Below are 17,493 nucleotides of genomic sequence, written 5' to 3'. Positions count from 1 at the left end.
CCGAGCCGTCGTCGTTCAGGGCGGCCTGGATCGCGAGCTCATTGCTGCGAGTCCTGCTCGTGCTGACGAACACCGAGGATCGGCTACTGACGGATGATCTTCGCTGAAGGCATCCGGCCGTGACCAGCCCGAGCATCCGGTCGCAGCCTCACACCAGCCCAGATGACCAGCGGCTTTCAAGTTGCATCACGCTCATTGGGCCGCGCCTACGGTGGCAGTGCTCTGACCGGGGAGCTGGGCTGTGACAGTGCGCCGCGCAGTTGCCGGTTCTCCGCGGTCAGTTGGTTGACGGCGCGGACGAGGTGATCGACGTCGGCCCGCAGCTGCGCCAACTCTGTGGCGTCCTTGGCACGGAGTTCCTTCAGCTTGACGATCTGCTTGCGCAGGCGGATCTCGGAATCCGGCATCTGTCCGCGGGCCCTGACCTGCGCGTAGAAGTCGTTTTTGAGGTCGGGGTGGCGCTGGGTGAGCGCGTTGCGGGGTACGCCGGCTTCCTCGGCCAGGGCGACAATCGTCAGAGCACCACTGGAGTACTGCGGTGTGCCCTGCAGGATGCGCTCCATGGCCGCGCGGATTCGGTCGCGTTCGTCGGGTGCGGGGCTCATCCGGTGCCGTCCTGGACAGTGATGCGGGTGCGGCGATGGGCGTCGGCAAGGTCGCGCAGACGCCCGGCGTTGCTGCGCAGCCGCTCGCCCAACGGGCCGGGAACCTGGGCAGCCCGCCGATCAAGAACGGTGGCGCGGCGACGCAGACCGGCGGCGTGCCGATCGGTGCGGGCGATGTTCGCGCAGGTGGGGGCGCACTGGTCGAGACTGGGGGCGTCCTTGATGCCGCGGTGGCACAGGGCCTTGTCGCGCTTGTAGACGCACATCAACAGGGTGTTGGGGTTGTCGTAGACGGCCAGTTGAGGGTTGGCGAGGATCTGGCGGGCCTGCCGGGCGGTGATGACGTTGCCGGTGTACTGGTGAGCGGTGGCGGCGGCCTTGATGGCCCGGCGGGCAGCCGGCCCGGAGATGCCGATGCCGTCCTCGAGATCGGCGTCCAGGTCGGCGACGGTGTCGATGGTGGCGCGGGCAGTCTCGACGTCGAGGAGGTCGTGGATGCCGTCCCGGCTGCGCGCGGCGTAGCCGGCTGATACGGAAGTCCGCAGATGGCCGTACTGAATCGCGAGAGCGACCAGCCCGCCGGGGCGACGGGCGATGTGCCAGGCCAGGCTCCTGCGGAATCGCTCCGTACCGATCTTGCCGTGCGGATCCGGCGGGATGACTTCATGAACAAGCCCATGGGAGGCTGCCTCCTCGTTGGCCCAGGTGACGAAGTCCTCCACCCGGACACCCAGCGTGTGGACGGTGAGGGAGCCGGTGCCGGCCCGGGTGCCGCGCAGGTCGTGGGCGTGGTGGTCGAAGAGCAGTTCGCCGTAGGGGACCATGCGCTCCAGGACACGGATGGCGTTCACGACCGGGGCGATGGCCACCCAGGGAACATCACGGAGTTCACCCTCCGATCGGTGGTTGCCGTCCGCGTCCCGGGCGGTCTTGTACACGGTGCTCGTGATCAAGTGGCATCCCTGCGGCTCTGCACTGTCCGGCTCCGCGTCGGGGCAGCAGCCGCTGCGCAGTCCGGCCGCCTCGCCGGGGCGCATCCCGGTCAGGTAGGCGATGACGATGAAGCACGCTGTGCCCAACTGGCGCATCAGGAAGGCTGCTTCGGTGTAGTCGATGGCCTCTCGCCACGCGGTCCCGCCGAGCAGTCCGGATATTGGGACGCTGAGCGGGCAGGGGCCGGGCCGGCGCAGGGCGGCCTGACGCCATCCTCGATCACGGGAGGCGTTGTAGACGTGGTTGAGCGAGGCGCCGGTGAGCGCGGCGATGTAGGCGCCCGCAGGCGTGGTTCTGCCCAGCCAATTTGTGGTCGGAATGGGCAGTTGGCCGACATCGATTCGGTCCATGAAGGCCCTGAGCGCGGCCCGTGAGGCGGGCGTGGCGACGTTGGCGGTGGCCGCTTCGCGCAGACGGTTCCTTTCGGCCCAGGCGGCCAGGATGTCGCCGCTGAACTCCTCGACCGTGCGGATCGCCCACACGAGCAGGGGGCCCATGGTCTGCTCGGCGATCGCCTCGGTGGCGTTCTCACCGCCCGCCGTCGCCGGCGGCAGATAGTCGTCCACCCCTTCGGTCTCCCAGGGAGGGCAGCCGATTCCGCTGGGCCGACCGCTGAGCTGGTCGAAGACCCACAGTCGAGTCAGCGACGACAGCCCGCTGTGCACCGTGATGCGGGCCGCCCCACTGTCGCGAACGTGATGGCCGTACTCACCCAGCACCTTCGTGGTGCAGTCGCCCAGCGTGGTGATGCCGCGGTCGGTGAGCCACACGGCCAGCCGCGCCCAGGTCCCGATCGTCTGGCAGAGCGCTTTGGGCGCCTGGCGCGAGCGCCACGTGGGATGGCGCTCGCGCAGGAACACCGACGGCAGTTCGCCGTTGACCAAGGTCCAGGCCGCCAGCCGCATCTCCTCCCGGAAGGCATCAGGGAACAGGGGCCAGTGGATGGTGCTGTGCGTGACGCCCGGGTTGGCGTTCATGGGGATCAGCGGCCAGGCCGGCGACGCGTAGCGGGCGACCGGGCCCATGTAGCCGTCGACGATCCGGTGGGCGGGGATGACAGGGGTGTCCGGTCCGGGAAGGACAAGGGTCGTAGCAGGGGCTTCGGCGGGCGTCACTGGTCGAGGTCTCCGTTGAGCAGCAGGGCGATGAGGTCGCGGTCGGTGTCGGTGACTTCGGCCAGGGCGCGGGTCCACACCGCGGCGCCGAGCAGGCCCTTGAGGTGCTCCAGTCGGGCGTGCGCGTCGCCCCAGTCGCTCTGCCACCGGCTTGGGTCCATGACGGTGCGCAGGTTGTCCAGTGCGTGATGGAGATGGGCCAGGCGGCTGTGGTGTGCGGGGTGGATCCGGGCGTTGGTGCACGCCAGACACATCAGGAACGATGCTTCGCAGCCCCCGTCGGGGCCGGGATAGGGGCTGTTGTCGTAGTCATGGCAGTCGGCGGTTGCTGTCGGCTGATCGGCCGGATCGGCTCTTTGGCGCAGTTCGGCGGCGAACACGGTTTCGCGGGCCTTGGCCACAACGGCCTCGGCCGCCTCGGCGATGACCGGGATCGCAGCCCGGCGGACCTGGGGATCGGTCAGCGCGTAGACGCGGTCGTGGGTGGCCCGGCTGTTCTGTCCGGGCTCGCGTCGGTGCAGCGTGTTCACCGTCCGCCGGCCCCTCCGGAACGGTGAGGAGGAGAAGCCCTGTTGGGTTGCCCAGGTCTTGGCCGTACAGCCGGAGACACCGAACCCGAACACTCCGATGCCCGACTTCCGGCTCGCCTCGTCCTGCGGATAGCCGTCCAGCGGGGCCCTGGCGGAGCGCCAGATCAGGAATCGGTCCGTGCCGGGACTCAGGGTGTGGACAGCGGCACGGGCGAACACGGTGGCCTCCAGAGCCTGCGTGATGAGCCGGCCCGGGGAGGCGGCTCCGTCGTCGGTGAGGTTGCGGGTCTCGAAATACCGCCCCATGCCGCGCTTGTGCTTCTCCAGCTCGACCCGGTAGATCCGCGGGCCGTCGCGGTCGGCGTCCGGAGCCGCCCGTGGCACCTTCAGACGGTTGATCACCGACAGGTTCCAGCCGTGCTCGGCCAGCAGCAGTACCCCCAGCGCGACCGTCTCCATCCGGGTCAAAAACAGCCGCTGCCACGTATGCTCGGGCCGTTCCCCGCCCAGCACCCGTATATAACGGGCGAGAACCCTGCCGCGCTGGCGAACCCTGGTGTCGTGGGGTGCCTCACCGGTCCGCGCCAGACAGTCCAGTGCCTCACCCAGCAGCCACGCCTCGCTGCCGCGAGCGAACGCCCCCGACTGCCATTGGGCAAGGTGGCGAGCGTTGTCCGTGATCCGCAGATACGCGGTGCGGAACATCCGCCGCGCCGTCGTGACGATCGCGTCGAACTCGGCACCATGGAAGGAGACTTCCTTCGCCTTGGGCGCCAGGACACGTTGGGAAAGAGCTTCACGTGTCGCCGCTGACAGTCGCGGATCGTCCAGCAGCAGCCCCCGCACCGTGGTGATATGGCGGTAGCCGAACACAGTGTTCGGCCGGCTGAGCCTCCACTGCTTCCACACCCCCGCCGTCAGCTGGTCGAGGTCGGCAACCGGTGCGTCCAGCGCGGCGAGGTACGCGGTGAACGCCTGTAAGGGAAGCCAGAAATACCTGCTGCTGTGGTGCGAGGTCCACCGGCTCGGCACGCACCGCGCGGCGAACAGCCGGGCCAACGACCGGCGCAGGGCATCATCGACGGGCAGAGCACGGAAGTCGTAGACCGCGACGGCCCCCGCCCGATCGCGGTGCTCGACGACGAGCCCGTCACCCACCACAACCGGTGGCCTACGCACTGGCGTTGACGGCAGCGGCGCCGTGCGCCCACGCCGGCTCATACCGCCTCTTGCGGTGTGACCTGCAGCTTGTCCTCGATGTCCTGGATGCCCTCGGCTTCACGCGCCAGGCGCGCGAACACCTCATCCATCTCCCGTGCCGGCCGCCCACCGTCGTGGAAGGGGGGCGTGGTAGCCAACAACGACCGCAGCTGAAGGTCGGCGACCGGGGCCAGATACCGCTCGCGGGTCGTCTCAAGGAATGCATGGCCCAACAGGTCCTGCACCATCCGCCACGGATCCCCGTACAGCAGCCGGTAGTCCCGCCGCTCCTCGGGGGTCAGACCGAACCGCCGGTCCATCAAATGGTGCAGGATCACCAGCATGTAGAGGGCGAAACTGTGCCGGCAGGAATGCGGAGTCGCATACGGCGCCAGGCTGCGGTGCGGGTCCAGCCTCCGCTCCGGCTCCGGATCCAGCACCGCCCGGCACCGCCTGTTCGCCGCCGTGAAGACGTTGTTCCACGAATGCGGCTGGAACGGCAGACCCATCTCGTTCAGCCACAGCCACAACGGCTCCGGCCCTGCAGGGCCTTCGGCATACCACGTCATCCGCTCGTCCGCGACAGCCTCCGTCAGCGCGACGCGGCCCGTGACGCCCTGGCGGTCGCACCAGTACACCGTCGGCTTCGGCCCCCGGCTCACCCTGGTGACCAGGCGCATATCCCGCACACCGTCGTACCGGCCCCGGACCTGGGCCCTGCGGATGACCTCGGCACGCGAGGACTCAACGTAGCTCTCGATGTCACCCACCACACCGGCCTCGACGTAGTAGGTACGGGCCTTCTTGGAACGAGTGACCGCCGACGCCAGCCGCCCCGTGTAGTAACGGCCGCCCTCCAGGCGCAGTGACGGCACCTCGAACGTCAACAGCGAGGCACTCTCCAACCGCCGCACTCCCGAAGAGGCCAGCAAGCGCACAAATGCAACGTTGCGGTCCTCCAGCCGGCCCACCCAGCCCGGCGCGGGCAGCCCATCAGCGCCGTACCCGCGCAGCCCCACATCCACCCAGAGCCGGAACGTCCGAGGCGTCAGCCAGTGAACGTTGCTGCCCCGGGCATCCTTCGCCTTCCCATCCGGCACCGCGACGAGCTGCCCATGACGGCCCATCACCTGATGCATCGGCACCGGATTGCGCGGCACGAACTCGTTCCCCGGCTTCGTCGCCCACGTGTACAAGTTCATCAGCGCGGCCAGTTCACGATTCCACTTGTTCCCGCCCACCCGCACCGGGTTGTCGGGCGACGTCCGTCGCCAGAACTGGAAGTCGTCCACGTCCGACTCCGCCGCCTGAGTCCAGCCCCTCCCGTGCAGCCACAGGAAGTTGAGGAACAGGCAGACGTCCGTGATGTAGTTCCGCTTCGTCTCCCTCGTGTAGCCCCGGAACGGACTACTACGCGTGTACAGGCTGAGGAGCTCGTCGACGCGGTAGTCCGGCGAAAGCAGAATCGGATCACCGGGTCGGATACCGGTCGACTCTTCGCGCTCCGCCAGGTCTGCCCACCCCGCCAACACGGGCACGTGTGGCGACATGCTCGGCGCCGTCTTGGGAACCCAGAACACACGCCACTTGCTCATCACGCCACCCTGTCAGATCGGCTTCAACACGCCGATTGAATAGGGAACGCCTGCCACTTCTCCCATTCGCTGTGGGAGTCGATGAACGCGTCGAGGAGCGCGTCGTGGTAACCGGCATCGGCCAGGTAAGCCGGAACGGTCTCCGGCTCCGGACGGGCCGGTTCGGCCTTGACCGCGGTGAGGGAGAGCGGGGCGCGGGCCTCGGCAGCGGCGCGTTCGGTATCGGTCAGGGGTGCCGGGCCGGGGCGCATCTCGGCGCCGTGGACCTTCTCGAAGGCGAGCATGGCCCCAGCGGGTGAGTCGAAGGTGTCGGTGACCTGGCGCAGGTGGTCCTCGCCGTGGAGGTAGACGGACTTGCCGTTGCGGTGGAGGTAGGTGCCGACCGCGACGGTGGTGTGGCCGTCGTGGGCGTGGGCGTGGATGAGGAGCTGGCCGTGGCGGATCTCATCGTGGATCTTCTGCGCCTGATTGGATACCTCGCGGATTTCGCTGCGGGTGCACCACGACATCGGATAGTTCGCCCAGGTCCATTCCTCGTCCATGGCCTCCTGGAGCCGAGGGGTGATCTCCACGGTGATGCCGTCGGCGGACAGGTGCGCGGCTGCGTCCTTGGCCCAGTAGGGCTCCTCGTGGTCGATGCGGACCAGGACCAGGACGTTGGCGGCGACGACGGTCCAGTCGGCTGCCTCCAGACTCAGGTGGGCAACGTGGGCCTGGGTGCCGGTCAGGACGGCAGTCACGGCGCTTGGATGGGAGGGGTGGGTGTCGAGGCGAACGTGGGCGTCGATGGGGGGAGTCACGTTGGGGTGTCGTCTCTTCTGCCGGTGGCCGGGCCTTCGGATCCGGCCACCGACGTGTGCGGGGTGCTATCGGATTGCTCGCGCGGCGCGGCCGGTGTACGCGGCCGTCGTTGTTGGCGGGCCGGCACGGGTGGTGGGCGCCGGCCGCGGTCGCGGCGTCGGGACCGTTCCGGTGGCGTGCTGCCAGCGGGTGCGGACGGCGCTGATGTCGGCGAGGGAGCGGCGGGCGCCGACGACGAGCTGGAACGGAGTGTTCGCCGTGTCGCCGGCGTACGCCTCGATGCGCCGGCCGGCGCGATCGGCGGTGGCCAGGAGGGAGCGCTGCAGGGCGCGCTCGCCCCAGTGCTCCACGGAACCGGCCGGTTCGGCCAGCAGGTGGAGCACCTCGCCCGGTTCGCTTCCGTCGTCCAGCAAGCCGCGCTGCTGGGCCTCCCACAGGACGGTGACGGGGTCGACGGGCTCGCGGCGGCGCGCCAGGGCGGTCAGGCACTGCCACAGGCCGGCGTGCAAGGGCAGGGTGAGGTCGTCGGGGAGCAGCCACCGGACGTACTCGCTGTCGACGGGGTTGGCGGTGGCGGTCGCGAGCAGCATCTGCTCCTCCTCGACCGCCTCCGTGTAGTCGGGCGCGACGGGCGGCGATGGTGCCGCGGTGCGGGGCACCACGCCTGCGCGCGGCGGGAAGCGGGCTGCGATGTCGTCCACGACCGCGGCGAGCGCGTCGGCCTCGGCGAGCACCGCATGGACGGGGTGCGGGAGGGAGACATCGTGGACGGTCTGGACGAGGCGTTCGGCGGCCGTCTGCAGTCGGCGGCGGGCATGTTCGGCCTCGACCATCCGCGCGTAGGCAGGCGCGTGGCGGGGCCAGGGGCAGACCTGGACGAGGGTGTGCAGGTACGAGGCGGTCAGCCCGCGAGCCTGCTCGCGTCCCGCGGCGAGCACGCGGTCGAGCCACTTGGTGTTCTTTGCGTGCTCGGCAGGGTCGGGCAGTGGCAGGGTGGTGATCGCGGCGTACAGGGCAGCGTGCGCGGCGGTGGAGAACGAGTCGGCGGCGATGCCGCTCACGTCGTCCAGGCGGTACGGGTCGAGGAGGAGGGCCCCGAGCAGGGCCTGCTCGACGTGGAACACCGGCTGGGGCGGGGCGATGGCGTCGAGGTCGTCTTCGTCGGGTTCGGGGGCGTGGGGCATCAGGCGGCGAGGGTGAAGTCGTCGGAGTCGAGGGTGACGCCGAGGTGTGGGGCGAGGAGGTGGCCGGCGAGCAGCGGGGGCACGGCGTTGCCTATCTGGGAGAACTGCTGGCCCTTGTTGCCGGCCCAGGGATAGTCGGCGGGGAAGGTCTGCAGGATGCCCGCCTCGCGGGCGGTGATCCGGATCGGCTCAGGAACCGCTGGCGCGTCGACATCCATGGCCGGCGGTGAGGCGGGCTCGGCGATCCAAGTGCACTCGTTCGCGCGGTGCCCGAAGAACAGCGTGCCAGCCGGCTCGGACAGTGGACGGACAGTGGCGTTTGCCTGGTTGTTGCTGCGCAGGGACCAGGACCAGCGGTGCGCCCCAACGGTGAACGTCGGCGCCGGAGCGTCGGCGGCTCGGTTCTCGCGTGTGCCGTGCCGGGCCGCCCATCCGGCGCCTTCGCGGCGGGACTGCAGGACCACTCCGTCCGGCCGGGGCATCCAGGTGCCGCGCTCGCGGGCGTCGGACAGCGTCTTGCGGGAGCCCGAGGGGAACGGTTCGGGTCCGCCGCCGGGTCCACCGCCCGCGCAGACGGTGGGGACGGGCCGGTCGGTCGCGCCCCATCCCAGGGCCTCGGCCATGCTGATCCAGCGGGCGCGGCCCGGACCGAACAGCGACTGCGGTTCGGCGAGTTGGGAGTGCGTGGGGGTAGGAGGCTGCGCCGTACGGACGCGGGAGGCCAGGAGTATCGCCCGCTTCCTGGTCTGCGGGACGCCGAAGTCGGCCGCGTTGAGGATCCCGCACCAGACGGAGAACCCCCACTCGCGCAGGACGGCCGCGTACTGCTTCCACAAGGGCAGGACGTGCGGCACTTCCTCCATGGCGACCCAGTCGGGCTCGCCGACCGTGTTCAGGGCGTACAGATAGCGCATCGGCTCGGCAGCGAGCAGGGAGCGCTCGTCGCGGCACGCGGCGAGGAGGCGTTCGCGGGTGTCGCGTCCGGCGGCCAGGTCCTCGACCGCCGCGTGCACCAGCGGCTGGTCGAGCAGGCCGAGGCGTTTGCCGGCCATGCTCCACGCCTGGCACGGAGGGGAAGCGATCACTCCGCGGGTGCGGCCGATGAAGGGCCAGGTCGGATACATTGCCACGTCGGTGCGGATGGTCAACTGCCCGGCCGCGGCCCGGGTCTTGCACGCCCACTCGTCCCATTCCAGCCCGACGTCGCGCACGCCGAGGACGTGCAGCGCCCTGCTCCAGCCGCCCGGCCCCGCGAAGAGGTCGAGTATCACGTGGCCAGCCCGAAGTCGGACTGTGTCGGCGCGTGCTTCGCGACGGCTCGGGCGGTGATCGCCTGCGACGCGCGGGCGGACGCTGCGGACAGTTCCTCCGCGCCGGGCTCCCGGTACCACGGCCGAAGATCAAGCATGGCGGCACGCATGCCGGTGGCGAAGCAGAGCGCAGTGCCCTTGGGCAGGGCGCGGACAGCGTCAGCGGGCAGGATCCGCTCCTGCCGCATCGACACCGACGTGCTCTTGCCGGACTCCGAGTGCGACGTGGACGTGGTCTCCACGTCGTGGTCGCCGATCAGGCGGCTGAGCTTGTCGGCGAAGTCGGGGTCGTCGATGCCGCTGCCGATCACCTTGACGGTCGAGGCGGACCACATGGCGTCCATGCCCGCGTCTCCCCAGACCTTCTGGCCCTGGCGGTAGGACTGCAGGATCGTGATCGGGATGATCCCGCGGCTGCCGAGGTGGGAGTACAGGTCTGGCAAGTCGCTGATTTTGCACACGTTGGCGGCCTCGTCGAGGATCGCCAGCATGGGCGGATCCAGGCGCCCGCCGGCACGTTCGGCCTGGGCGGTCGCGGCCCGCATCACCGAGTCTGCGCACGCGGCGATCAGCGCCGAGGCTCCGCCGCCGCCGTCCTTGCTGAGCAGGAACAGCGTGTCGGTGGACGTGACGAACTGCTCCGGCCGGAATTCCGGGACGTCCTTCTGCGGGGTCACCCACGCGGCGATTTCCGCGTTTAGGAGTGCGGAGGCGTACTGCCGGGCTGTCTCGTAGATGCCGTCCCTCGTTTCCGGGGGGCCCTCGACGGTGCCCTTGAGCTGAGCGGCGACGGCGGCGAAGTCGTGGTCGCGCAGGATGTCCAGCGGCGTGCGGTCGGCGGGGAAGGCGAGCCACTGCATGATGTCGGTGATGGGTCGCTCGTCGAGCGCCGCGGCCAGGAGCAGCTGGGACAAGATGTTGCTGCCGGCCTTCGACCAGAAGTCGCCCTGCTGGGAGGCGTCCACCGAGGCTGCGAGGAAGTGTCCGGCCAGCCGGTTCGCCCCGTCCAAGGTGGTCGCGCTGGCGAGAGGGTTCCACCACATCTCGCGGGCGGCATGCGCGATCTGCTGTGGATCCAGGGTCCACACCGCCCCCGCCTGGGCCCTTGCCTCGTAGGCGGTGGTGAAGGCGTCGCCGGCGGCCTTGTTCGACGTCAGCAGGACCGGGCCGGGTGCGCCGAGCATGGACGGGATGGCGAGCGAGGTGGTCTTGCCGGACCGGGGCGCCATGATCGCGACGGCGACGTCCTCGAACCCCATCCGTACCTCGTGGCGGCTGCCCTGCAGGTTGCCGAGAAGGATGCCGGTGTCCTTCGCGTCGATGTGCTTGCTGTCCTTCAGGCTGGGGCGCAGGGAGCGGGCTTTGTCGGTGATCGCCTTGGCCATCAGCGGCTCGATGTCCCGGGCCTTGGCCATGTCGGTGATCTTCTTCCGGCCGCCTCTTCGGTTCTTGTGCTGGGCCCACAGGACGCCCGCCCCCACCCCGAGGGCGAGGAGCAAGAGAACGGGGACGATGCGGGCACCGATCAGAAGGGACGTTTCTCCTGTGGCGGGCCAGACCTGCTCGGGGTGGAGCAGGGCGTTGGTCGGCTGGTAGGGGGCCCAGCTGGTGCCGGTGAGGTAGGCGGTGACGTTGCCGGACAGCCAGGCCAGGTGGGACAGGGGGACGACGACGGCGAGCACGCCGAGGAGGAGGCGCAGGACGAGGTCGTATCCGTCGGTGTTGCTGCTGGAGGAGGAAGGGGGCAAGGGCTACGTGCTTCCGGGCGGGGAGGGGAGGGTCAGCGGCTGCGGCCGTGCCTGGGCGGCGCTTGCCGAGAGGGTGTCGGGGCCGTCGGCGTGGTGGTGTGCCGGGCAGCGAGGGAGTGGACGCGGTCTTCCAGCGCGCCGGCGACGTACACGGCGAGCACGTCGGTGGTCTTGCGGGTGACGACGTTCGGGTCGAGGGTCGGCAGACTGCGCCCGCTGTCGGTGCCGTGCAAGGGCTTCGGATCGCCGAGCGCGGCGGTGAACGCGGCGACAAGGTGTGGCGGAGTGTGCGCACCGAAGCGGGCCTGCCAGACCTTCTGGTGCGTGCCGAGGGTGACGGTGGCGAACCAGGCTCCAGGATCAGCCGGTGTTCCCAGCCGCTCGACGTACGCACTCTTGTCGGGGGAAACGATGCCGTCGTCGCCGTACGGTGACCAGCCGACCTGCCGGAGGGTCCGGTACGGGTCGCCCGGCGCGTCGGCGCCTGGGGCCGGATCGGTGAGGGCGTCGGTGACCGCGGCGATCAGCTCGACCGGGGTACGGGCGCCGAAGCTCGCGTACCAGGCGGGCCGGTTCGGCTCGGCGGCGTGGTGCAGGGTCCACCACTGGTCGTCGGGGTCGGGCTCCAGGCGCAGGAGGGCCTTCTGGTCGGGGCTGGAGAGCAGGACGCGCGGCATCAGGGGGTCGTCGCCGTAACTCCATCCGCTGGCGCGGTGGAGAGGGACGGTGACCCAGGCGGGATCGCCCCCGCTGGCGAGGCGGCGCGGGGTGATGAAGTCGACCTCGACGGTCTCGGGAGTCGGGGGCATCGTCACTTCCGTGCCGCGGTTCGCCGGGAGGGCGCGAGGGCCGGTGTGGGTGCCAGGGGTGAAGGGGCCCGGCGGGCTGCGATGTTGATTTCTCGGAGCGCTTTGCCGTGGGTGGCCCAGTCGTCGAGGTAGCTCCACGATTCGGCGTGATGTTCGGCGAGGGCGTCGTCGAAGTCGGGCGTGCCGGGCTGGGCGGTGGCGGGGAGGGCGTCGCGGGTGAGCAGCCATTGCTCGTGCAGTTCGTCGAGCCGGTCGAGGGCCGTGTGGAGGACGCCCAGCTGGTAGACCCAGCGGCTCTGAACCGTGTTCTCCGGCAGTCGGGTCAGCTGGGTCTCGGCCGTGGCCAGCAGGTGCCGGGCGCCGTAGCGGAGCGGCTCGAACGCCTCGGCGGTGTCGGCATCGCGCTGGCTCTTGCGCATGCCGTAGGCGTGGTCGTCGTAGGGCCAGCCGTCGAGGTCGGTGTGCTCGTCGGAGTAGGCGTCCCAGGCGTCGAGGATCTTCTGGCTGTCCCGCACGTAGTGGTCGAGGTGGCGCAGGAAGTCGCGGTGTGCGTGGTGGTCTCGGGAGATGGGGAGGGGTCCTGTCAGGTCAGCGGCGAGCGGCCGGCTGCGCGGTAGTGGCGTGCGCCGGGGTTGTCGCGGGTTTCGTCTGCTGGCGGCGGGCTGAGCGGGCCTGGGCGCGCAGATGCTTGATGCGCGTGGCGTGGGCGTCGACCACCTGCTGCGGGCGCAGCGGGCTGGGCTCCTGGACGGCGCTGTAATGGCCGGTGCGTTCGAACATGCCGCGCTGGAGCGGGCTGTGGTCGGTCAGCGCGGTGAGGAACGCGCTGACCAGGTGAACGGGGGTGTGCTCGTCGAGGTAGGCGTGCCAGATGCGCGGGCCGGAATATCCCCCGTGGCCGGGCTCACGGGTCTCGATGTGCCAGGACGACCGGTCGTGGAATTCGCTCAACGGCCGCAGTTCGATGTGACACATGGAGTCCGGCGAGCGCGCGCCGTCTGGCTCGTGGTGCCATCCTGCCGAGGTCACCTGCTGCCACGGGTCCGGCTGCTGTGGCGGCGGGGCGGTGAGGGCGTCGGTAAAGGCGGCGAGGACCTCGGCGGGCACGAGTTCGCCGAACTCGGCGTACCAGCCGGGCTCGGTGCCGACGGGCTCCGCCCGTAGCCGCCACCACGCCGAGGTGCGGGACTGCGGATCGAATTGGAGCCGGCGGCGAAGGTCAGGGCTTGCCAGGATGATCTCGGCGCTCAGGGGGTCGGAGACCGTGTTCCATCCGGCGGCGGCCAGACCGTGGGTGACGTGGCGGGCGTCTCCGGGGCCGGCGAGGTGGCGGGGGCTGGTGTCGTACGGGATCTGCGTGGCGTGCTTGTCGGCGAAGGCGGCGAGCTGCCGTTCGCTCAGCGGCACCAGCAGCACTCCTGCTCGCTCGTCGGCGAACCGCCGTACAGATCACGGAGATCGTCCAGCACGTAGTGGAGGGTGTGCTGGTCGGCCAGTTCCCATGCGGCCGTGCGCAGCTCGGTGATCAGCAAGTCGCCCTTCGCCGTGCGCGGCGTGTCCGGGTTCTCCTGCACGGCGCGGGCGAGGGCGCGCAGCGTGTCGGCGAACTGGACGGGCAGGCCCGTGTACTCGTCGAGGAAGGGCTCGACGAGCGCGAGGGCTTCTGCGGGGTCGGGGTTCTCGCGCAGGTAGTCGGTGAGGTCCGCGAGCGTTTCGGTCAGGGTGTGGATGGTGTCCGGGGTGAGTGCGGGCATCGGGCTCCTCGGGGCGGGGCGGGGCTGTTGCGGTCAGCGGCGGGTGCGTGAGCCTCCGGCCGGGGTGTAGGGACGGGCGCTGGTGCGCGGCCTGGTGCTGCGGGCGCTGTTGCGGGCCCAGGTGGCGGCGCGGGCGGCCGTGATGCGGGCCTGCTGCCACGCGCTGAGCTGGGAGGGCTTCACGGACACCGACCAGGTACGGATCTGCGCGCTCATCGGCACGCGTCCGCGCGGGCGCATCACGGGGTCCGGGCTGGCGAGTTGGGCGGAGAAGGCTTGCACCAGGTGCATCGGGGTGTTCGGCGTGAAGTTGGCCGTCCAGCCGTTGCCCTGCTTGTCCTGCGCTCCGGTCCACCACATCGCCGCCCCTTCGGGGCTCTGCCGGTACTGCATCCACGCGGTGCCGTCGGGGCTCGTCGCCATGTAGTCCTGGCCCTCGAAGCGCGTGTGCCAGTTCTGCTCCTGTAGAGGGGCCCAGACGTTGGGGGCGTGGGCGGAGCGGGGGCGGGTGAGGGCGTCGGTCAGGCCGGCGACGATCTCCACCGGAGTTTGCCGGCCCAGGTGCGCCGACCACTCGCCGTTCGCCCCGTCCGCCCGGCCGTGAAAGGTCCATCCGCCGGGGAGAACGTAGGGGTCGTAGGCGATGCGGACGGTGCGGTCCGGGCTCTCCATGTGCAGGGGGCCGCCCGTCTTGGACTTGTCCCGCCAGCCGGAGGCGCGCAGGAACTCCGAGACGTGCCGGACGTCGCCGCCGCCAGCCAGGGCACGGGGCTGGACGAGGTAGTGCTGCTCAGCCTGTTCCCCGGGTCCCCAGCCCTGCCCCTGCTTCTTCTTCACCGGCGGCGCCGGACGACGAGCGGTGCGGGTGCCGGGGGCTTCGCCGCCGCAGCGGCGGGCTGGGCGCCGACGCGCTGGAGGGTGTCTTTGTGTTCGTCCAGGTCAAGGGTGACGTCGCTGAGTTCGTTCGAGGCACGGCCCAGGGCGAGCCACACCTCCGCGGGGAGCGCGCCTCGCTCTGCCTGGTCCTTGGCGAACACGCTGCCGGTGGCGACGAGGTGGGTGACGCCGCCGAGGACTCCGGTGTCCGGGTCGAGCACGCGGGCGATGACCTGAGCGGCCTGCGGCGGGGGAAGCTGAGAGAGGTGGTCGGCGAGCTGGCCGAGCTGGCGGGTGATCTCGTCGGCCAGCCTCACCGGGTAAGGGGCGGGGTGGGACATGCTCCTCCGGGGCGGTGGACGGTCAGTGGTGGTGGCGCTGTCCGACACGCTGTGCCTCGGCGATGACGGCCTCCGGGTGGGCGCCGGCCAGCGGGGAGGTGCGGTCGGGGCCGGTCGGAATACAGGCGCGCAGATAACGGCGGAAGAGGGCCGTGGCGAGTCGGGGCTTGAGCCGGTTGCTGATCGGTGGGGGTGTGCGGGTTGCTACGGGTTTCTCCGGGTCTCGGGTGGTGAGGCAGGTGGCCCCGGCCTGGAGCCGGGGCCACCGAGGCGCTTACGGCGTGCGGCGGGCCGGGGTGCAGGTGAGGGGGAGCCGATCGGTGGCTGTTGCCGCGCGGCAGGGCGGCCCGCTCGGGTGCGCAGGTCTTGCACGGCCTGCCGGTAGGCGGGTTCGTCGAAGACGTCGGGCGTGCAGTTGACCTCGTACCCGGCCAGGAGCAGGACGGGGATGGCGCGGGTTGCCAGCCGCTTCTGCTCGCCGGCGTCGAGGTGCTCGGGCACGGTGTGCCAGATGTAGAGCGGCGCGTCCGTGGGGTATGCGTGGCGTTCCAGGCCGAGCTGTTCCAGCAGGGCGTGGAGTTTGGCTGGGGCTCCGGTAGGGGTGTCGGCGTGGATGGTGGTCGTCAGGGCCTTGATGTAGATCTCGACGTCCGTGCCGTATTCGTCGGCCAGGTTGGCCATGTGGTTCTCCGGGGTCAGCGGCGGCGGGATTCCGCGGGCTGGGCGCGGCTCGGCGGTGGTGAGGTAGTGGCCGGCCGCTGCGCAGGGCGTGCGGCGTGGTTGCGGGCGTGGAGGATGGCGCGCGCGGCCTCGCTCATGGAGGTGGCGGTGCTTCCGATCCGTGCGATGGGATCGGGTTCCCCGGCGGGCGCGGCCCCTTGGAAGTCGCCGGCGGCGATCCAGGCGCGGACGACGACCTCTCTGGCGAGGGGCAGCAGCCCGTGGACGGGGGCAGCGACCTCGGTCAAGACCTCAGCCACCTCGCTGCTGGTTGTGGCGGCTGCGGCTCGCTCGGCGAGTCCCGCCAGGTCGCGCAGGGTGGCCTCACGTTCACCTTCCGGGGCGACCAGCATGTTCAGCGCGGGGTCGAGGTGGACGCTGTGCCCGGCGGCGAGCAGAGCGTGCGAGGCCGCGGTCGCCTTCAGGCGCTGCTGCTCGACGGGCAGGCCGTGCGGAAGCCGGTGATAGTCCCCACGCGGTCCGGGAGCGGAGAGGAAGCCGCCGGTTCGCTGCAGGATGTCTGCCGCCTGCTCGGTGCCGCCGATGGCCACGACCAGGTCGGTGCGGGGGTCCTTAGTGATCGTGACGTACTCCAGCACCCAGAAGTCGGGCTCCTTCTGCTTCACCGCGACCGGGTGGCCGGCGTACGGGGACCGGCCGGGACGGGCGGCACGGAAGCGGCGGCGGTGGGCGCGGTCCGGCCTGCGGGATGCTGCAGAGCGGTGCCGATGCCGAGCGCGTCGAGGCGCGGGCCGATCTCGCGCAGGGCGCGGGCCTGGCCCTGGGTGTCGTCACCACTCAGGCGGTAGATGCCACTCTGCGGGTCCTGGACGAAGCCGTGGGCCACGAGGACGGTGCCGGAGCGGTCGTCGGCGGGGGCAGTGGCGATGCTGCCGTCCGGCTGCCAGGTCAGGACGATCCGGTCCGGCTGGGATGGCTGGATGCCGCCCAGAGCGTTGTGGCGGACCTGGGCGAGGGCGCTGTCGTAACGGGCGAGCAGGTCGCCGGCGATCTGCTCGGCGCTCAGGAACGGGTCATCGGCCAGGGCGATGCCGTTGGGTTCGGGAACGGCGCTGAACGCCTCGTCGGGCAGGGCGCGCGGGGCGACGGCGGCGATGAGGAAACCCTCACGCTCGTCGTGCCGGTCCAGAAGGACGAGCTGCGCACCGTCCGGTCGGCTCAGGACGGCGGCCTGCTGCAGGGGGTGCTCGGCGAGAGAGGCGGCGACCAGGTCCAGATCCCAGATACGGTCGGCGAGTTCGGCGAGGTCGTCCTTGGCGTCGGCCGGCAGGTGGGAGCTGGTCCAGCTGTCGGGGAGTTCGCCGGCGAGAACGTCGGCGTAGGAGGCGAGGCGCTCGGAGGTGTCGTAGTCGTGCATGGTGTCCTTGGGCGAGGTGAGGGTCAGCGGCGCAGTCCGACGGCCAGCGGGGGCGGCGGTGCCGGGACAGTGCGCGGCGGGGGCGGGCAGGCGCACACGGCGGACCGTTCGCGTTCGGTGGTGGGGACCTCTTCGCTGCAGGTGCTGCGGCCGGGGTGCGGGGCGTGCCGGTCGGCGAGCTGGTTGCGCAGGTAGGAGAGGTCGCCGTGGATGACGCGAAGGTGCTCGTCAGCGATATAGCGGAGCCGCTGGGCGATGTACTGGTCGGACGGGCCACCAAGCTCGTCGTGGAAGTCGGCGGTGGCGGCGAGGACTTCGTCCAGCGCCGTGAGGATGCCGTCGTGGGCTGCGGTCAGCTCGGTCAGCGCGTCGGATGCTTCCGCCGTGGTGGTGGCCTCTCGAAGGCGCTCGGCGAGATGCGCGACCGAGGCGCCCAGCGGCAGGTAGCTGGCCGGACGCGAGTCGGTGTCGAAGTCCGCGTCGCAGTCGACGTGGTATCCGGCCGCCCGCAGGCGGGCCACGGCGTCGGTGGCG

General features: G+C 70.8%; 17 protein-coding genes and 1 pseudogene. All 18 read right to left on the bottom strand.

The window, feature by feature from the left end:
• Positions 1-206 precede the first annotated feature (206 nt).
• Entirely contained in the window at positions 207-605 is a 399-nt protein-coding gene (locus SMIR_RS04955) for a hypothetical protein (protein ID WP_212726642.1), read from the bottom strand.
• Positions 602-2,713, bottom strand: coding sequence for an integrase (locus tag SMIR_RS04950; RefSeq protein WP_212726641.1), 2,112 nt, complete (start codon positions 2,711-2,713; stop codon positions 602-604). The genes SMIR_RS04955 and SMIR_RS04950 overlap by 4 nt, the downstream gene beginning before the upstream one ends.
• Positions 2,710-4,404 (bottom strand): hypothetical protein, encoded by a 1,695-nt coding sequence (locus SMIR_RS04945; RefSeq protein ID WP_212726640.1) that lies wholly within the window; start codon positions 4,402-4,404, stop codon positions 2,710-2,712. The genes SMIR_RS04950 and SMIR_RS04945 overlap by 4 nt, the downstream gene beginning before the upstream one ends.
• Positions 4,405-4,460: 56 nt before the next feature.
• Complete coding sequence (locus SMIR_RS04940) at positions 4,461-5,993, bottom strand: site-specific integrase (RefSeq protein WP_212728292.1); 1,533 nt, start codon at positions 5,991-5,993, stop codon at positions 4,461-4,463.
• 89 nt (positions 5,994-6,082) lie between these two features.
• A pseudogene (locus SMIR_RS04935) lies at positions 6,083-6,838 on the bottom strand (DUF317 domain-containing protein); the annotation flags it as partial.
• 66 nt (positions 6,839-6,904) lie between these two features.
• On the bottom strand, positions 6,905-8,023 hold the full coding sequence (locus SMIR_RS04930; RefSeq protein WP_212726639.1) for a DnaB-like helicase N-terminal domain-containing protein: 1,119 nt from the start codon (positions 8,021-8,023) through the stop codon (positions 6,905-6,907).
• Positions 8,023-9,294: a DNA cytosine methyltransferase gene (locus SMIR_RS04925; protein ID WP_212726638.1), complete on the bottom strand. Its 1,272-nt coding sequence runs from the start codon at positions 9,292-9,294 to the stop codon at positions 8,023-8,025. The genes SMIR_RS04930 and SMIR_RS04925 overlap by 1 nt, the downstream gene beginning before the upstream one ends.
• Positions 9,291-11,081 (bottom strand): type IV secretory system conjugative DNA transfer family protein, encoded by a 1,791-nt coding sequence (locus SMIR_RS04920; protein ID WP_212726637.1) that lies wholly within the window; start codon positions 11,079-11,081, stop codon positions 9,291-9,293. The genes SMIR_RS04925 and SMIR_RS04920 overlap by 4 nt, the downstream gene beginning before the upstream one ends.
• A 32-nt stretch (positions 11,082-11,113) precedes the next feature.
• Positions 11,114-11,890, bottom strand: a complete 777-nt coding sequence (locus SMIR_RS04915) for an SPDY domain-containing protein (protein WP_212726636.1) — start codon at positions 11,888-11,890, stop codon at positions 11,114-11,116.
• A gap of 2 nt (positions 11,891-11,892) precedes the next feature.
• Positions 11,893-12,405 (bottom strand): hypothetical protein, encoded by a 513-nt coding sequence (locus tag SMIR_RS04910; RefSeq protein ID WP_212726635.1) that lies wholly within the window; start codon positions 12,403-12,405, stop codon positions 11,893-11,895.
• Between the two features lie 73 nt (positions 12,406-12,478).
• Complete coding sequence (locus SMIR_RS04905) at positions 12,479-13,297, bottom strand: SPDY domain-containing protein (RefSeq protein ID WP_212726634.1); 819 nt, start codon at positions 13,295-13,297, stop codon at positions 12,479-12,481.
• Positions 13,288-13,644 (bottom strand): hypothetical protein, encoded by a 357-nt coding sequence (locus SMIR_RS04900; RefSeq protein ID WP_212726633.1) that lies wholly within the window; start codon positions 13,642-13,644, stop codon positions 13,288-13,290. Before SMIR_RS04900 ends, SMIR_RS04905 begins: the two co-directional genes overlap by 10 nt.
• A 33-nt stretch (positions 13,645-13,677) precedes the next feature.
• Positions 13,678-14,481, bottom strand: coding sequence for an SPDY domain-containing protein (locus SMIR_RS04895; RefSeq protein WP_212726632.1), 804 nt, complete (start codon positions 14,479-14,481; stop codon positions 13,678-13,680).
• Entirely contained in the window at positions 14,478-14,861 is a 384-nt protein-coding gene (locus SMIR_RS04890) for a hypothetical protein (protein ID WP_212726631.1), read from the bottom strand. Before SMIR_RS04890 ends, SMIR_RS04895 begins: the two co-directional genes overlap by 4 nt.
• Before the next feature lie 204 nt (positions 14,862-15,065).
• Positions 15,066-15,542 carry a P-loop NTPase family protein gene (locus SMIR_RS04885; protein ID WP_249938358.1) on the bottom strand — a complete coding sequence of 159 codons (477 nt, stop codon included), beginning with the start codon at positions 15,540-15,542 and terminating at the stop codon, positions 15,066-15,068.
• 14 nt (positions 15,543-15,556) lie between these two features.
• Positions 15,557-16,207 carry a hypothetical protein gene (locus SMIR_RS04880; protein WP_212726630.1) on the bottom strand — a complete coding sequence of 217 codons (651 nt, stop codon included), beginning with the start codon at positions 16,205-16,207 and terminating at the stop codon, positions 15,557-15,559.
• The gene (locus SMIR_RS04875) at positions 16,204-16,959 is read right to left on the bottom strand and encodes a hypothetical protein (RefSeq protein ID WP_212728291.1); all 756 of its coding nucleotides are present in this window, start codon (positions 16,957-16,959) and stop codon (positions 16,204-16,206) included. Before SMIR_RS04875 ends, SMIR_RS04880 begins: the two co-directional genes overlap by 4 nt.
• 23 nt (positions 16,960-16,982) lie before the next feature.
• A complete protein-coding gene (locus SMIR_RS04870) occupies positions 16,983-17,480 on the bottom strand; it encodes a hypothetical protein (protein WP_249938357.1) in 498 nt (165 codons plus the stop codon).
• Positions 17,481-17,493 lie beyond the last annotated feature (13 nt).

The organism is Streptomyces mirabilis, assembly GCF_018310535.1.
In the GTDB taxonomy this organism is placed as follows: domain Bacteria; phylum Actinomycetota; class Actinomycetes; order Streptomycetales; family Streptomycetaceae; genus Streptomyces.
The sequence above is the reverse complement of the archived record's forward strand: the minus strand, read 5'-3'. Positions and strand labels throughout refer to the sequence as shown.

What these genes read in the sequence shown, in the direction of transcription:
- SMIR_RS04955 (WP_212726642.1), bottom strand. Translation starts at nt 605, where the DNA reads ATGAGCCCCGCACCCGACGAACGCGACCGAATCCGCGCGGCCATGGAG.
- SMIR_RS04940 (WP_212728292.1), bottom strand. Translation starts at nt 5,993, where the DNA reads ATGTCGCCACACGTGCCCGTGTTGGCGGGGTGGGCAGACCTGGCGGAG.
- SMIR_RS04930 (WP_212726639.1), bottom strand. Translation starts at nt 8,023, where the DNA reads ATGCCCCACGCCCCCGAACCCGACGAAGACGACCTCGACGCCATCGCC.
- SMIR_RS04915 (WP_212726636.1), bottom strand. Translation starts at nt 11,890, where the DNA reads ATGCCCCCGACTCCCGAGACCGTCGAGGTCGACTTCATCACCCCGCGC.
- SMIR_RS04900 (WP_212726633.1), bottom strand. Translation starts at nt 13,644, where the DNA reads ATGCCCGCACTCACCCCGGACACCATCCACACCCTGACCGAAACGCTC.
- SMIR_RS04890 (WP_212726631.1), bottom strand. Translation starts at nt 14,861, where the DNA reads ATGTCCCACCCCGCCCCTTACCCGGTGAGGCTGGCCGACGAGATCACC.
- SMIR_RS04885 (WP_249938358.1), bottom strand. Translation starts at nt 15,542, where the DNA reads ATGGCCAACCTGGCCGACGAATACGGCACGGACGTCGAGATCTACATC.
- SMIR_RS04875 (WP_212728291.1), bottom strand. Translation starts at nt 16,959, where the DNA reads ATGCACGACTACGACACCTCCGAGCGCCTCGCCTCCTACGCCGACGTT.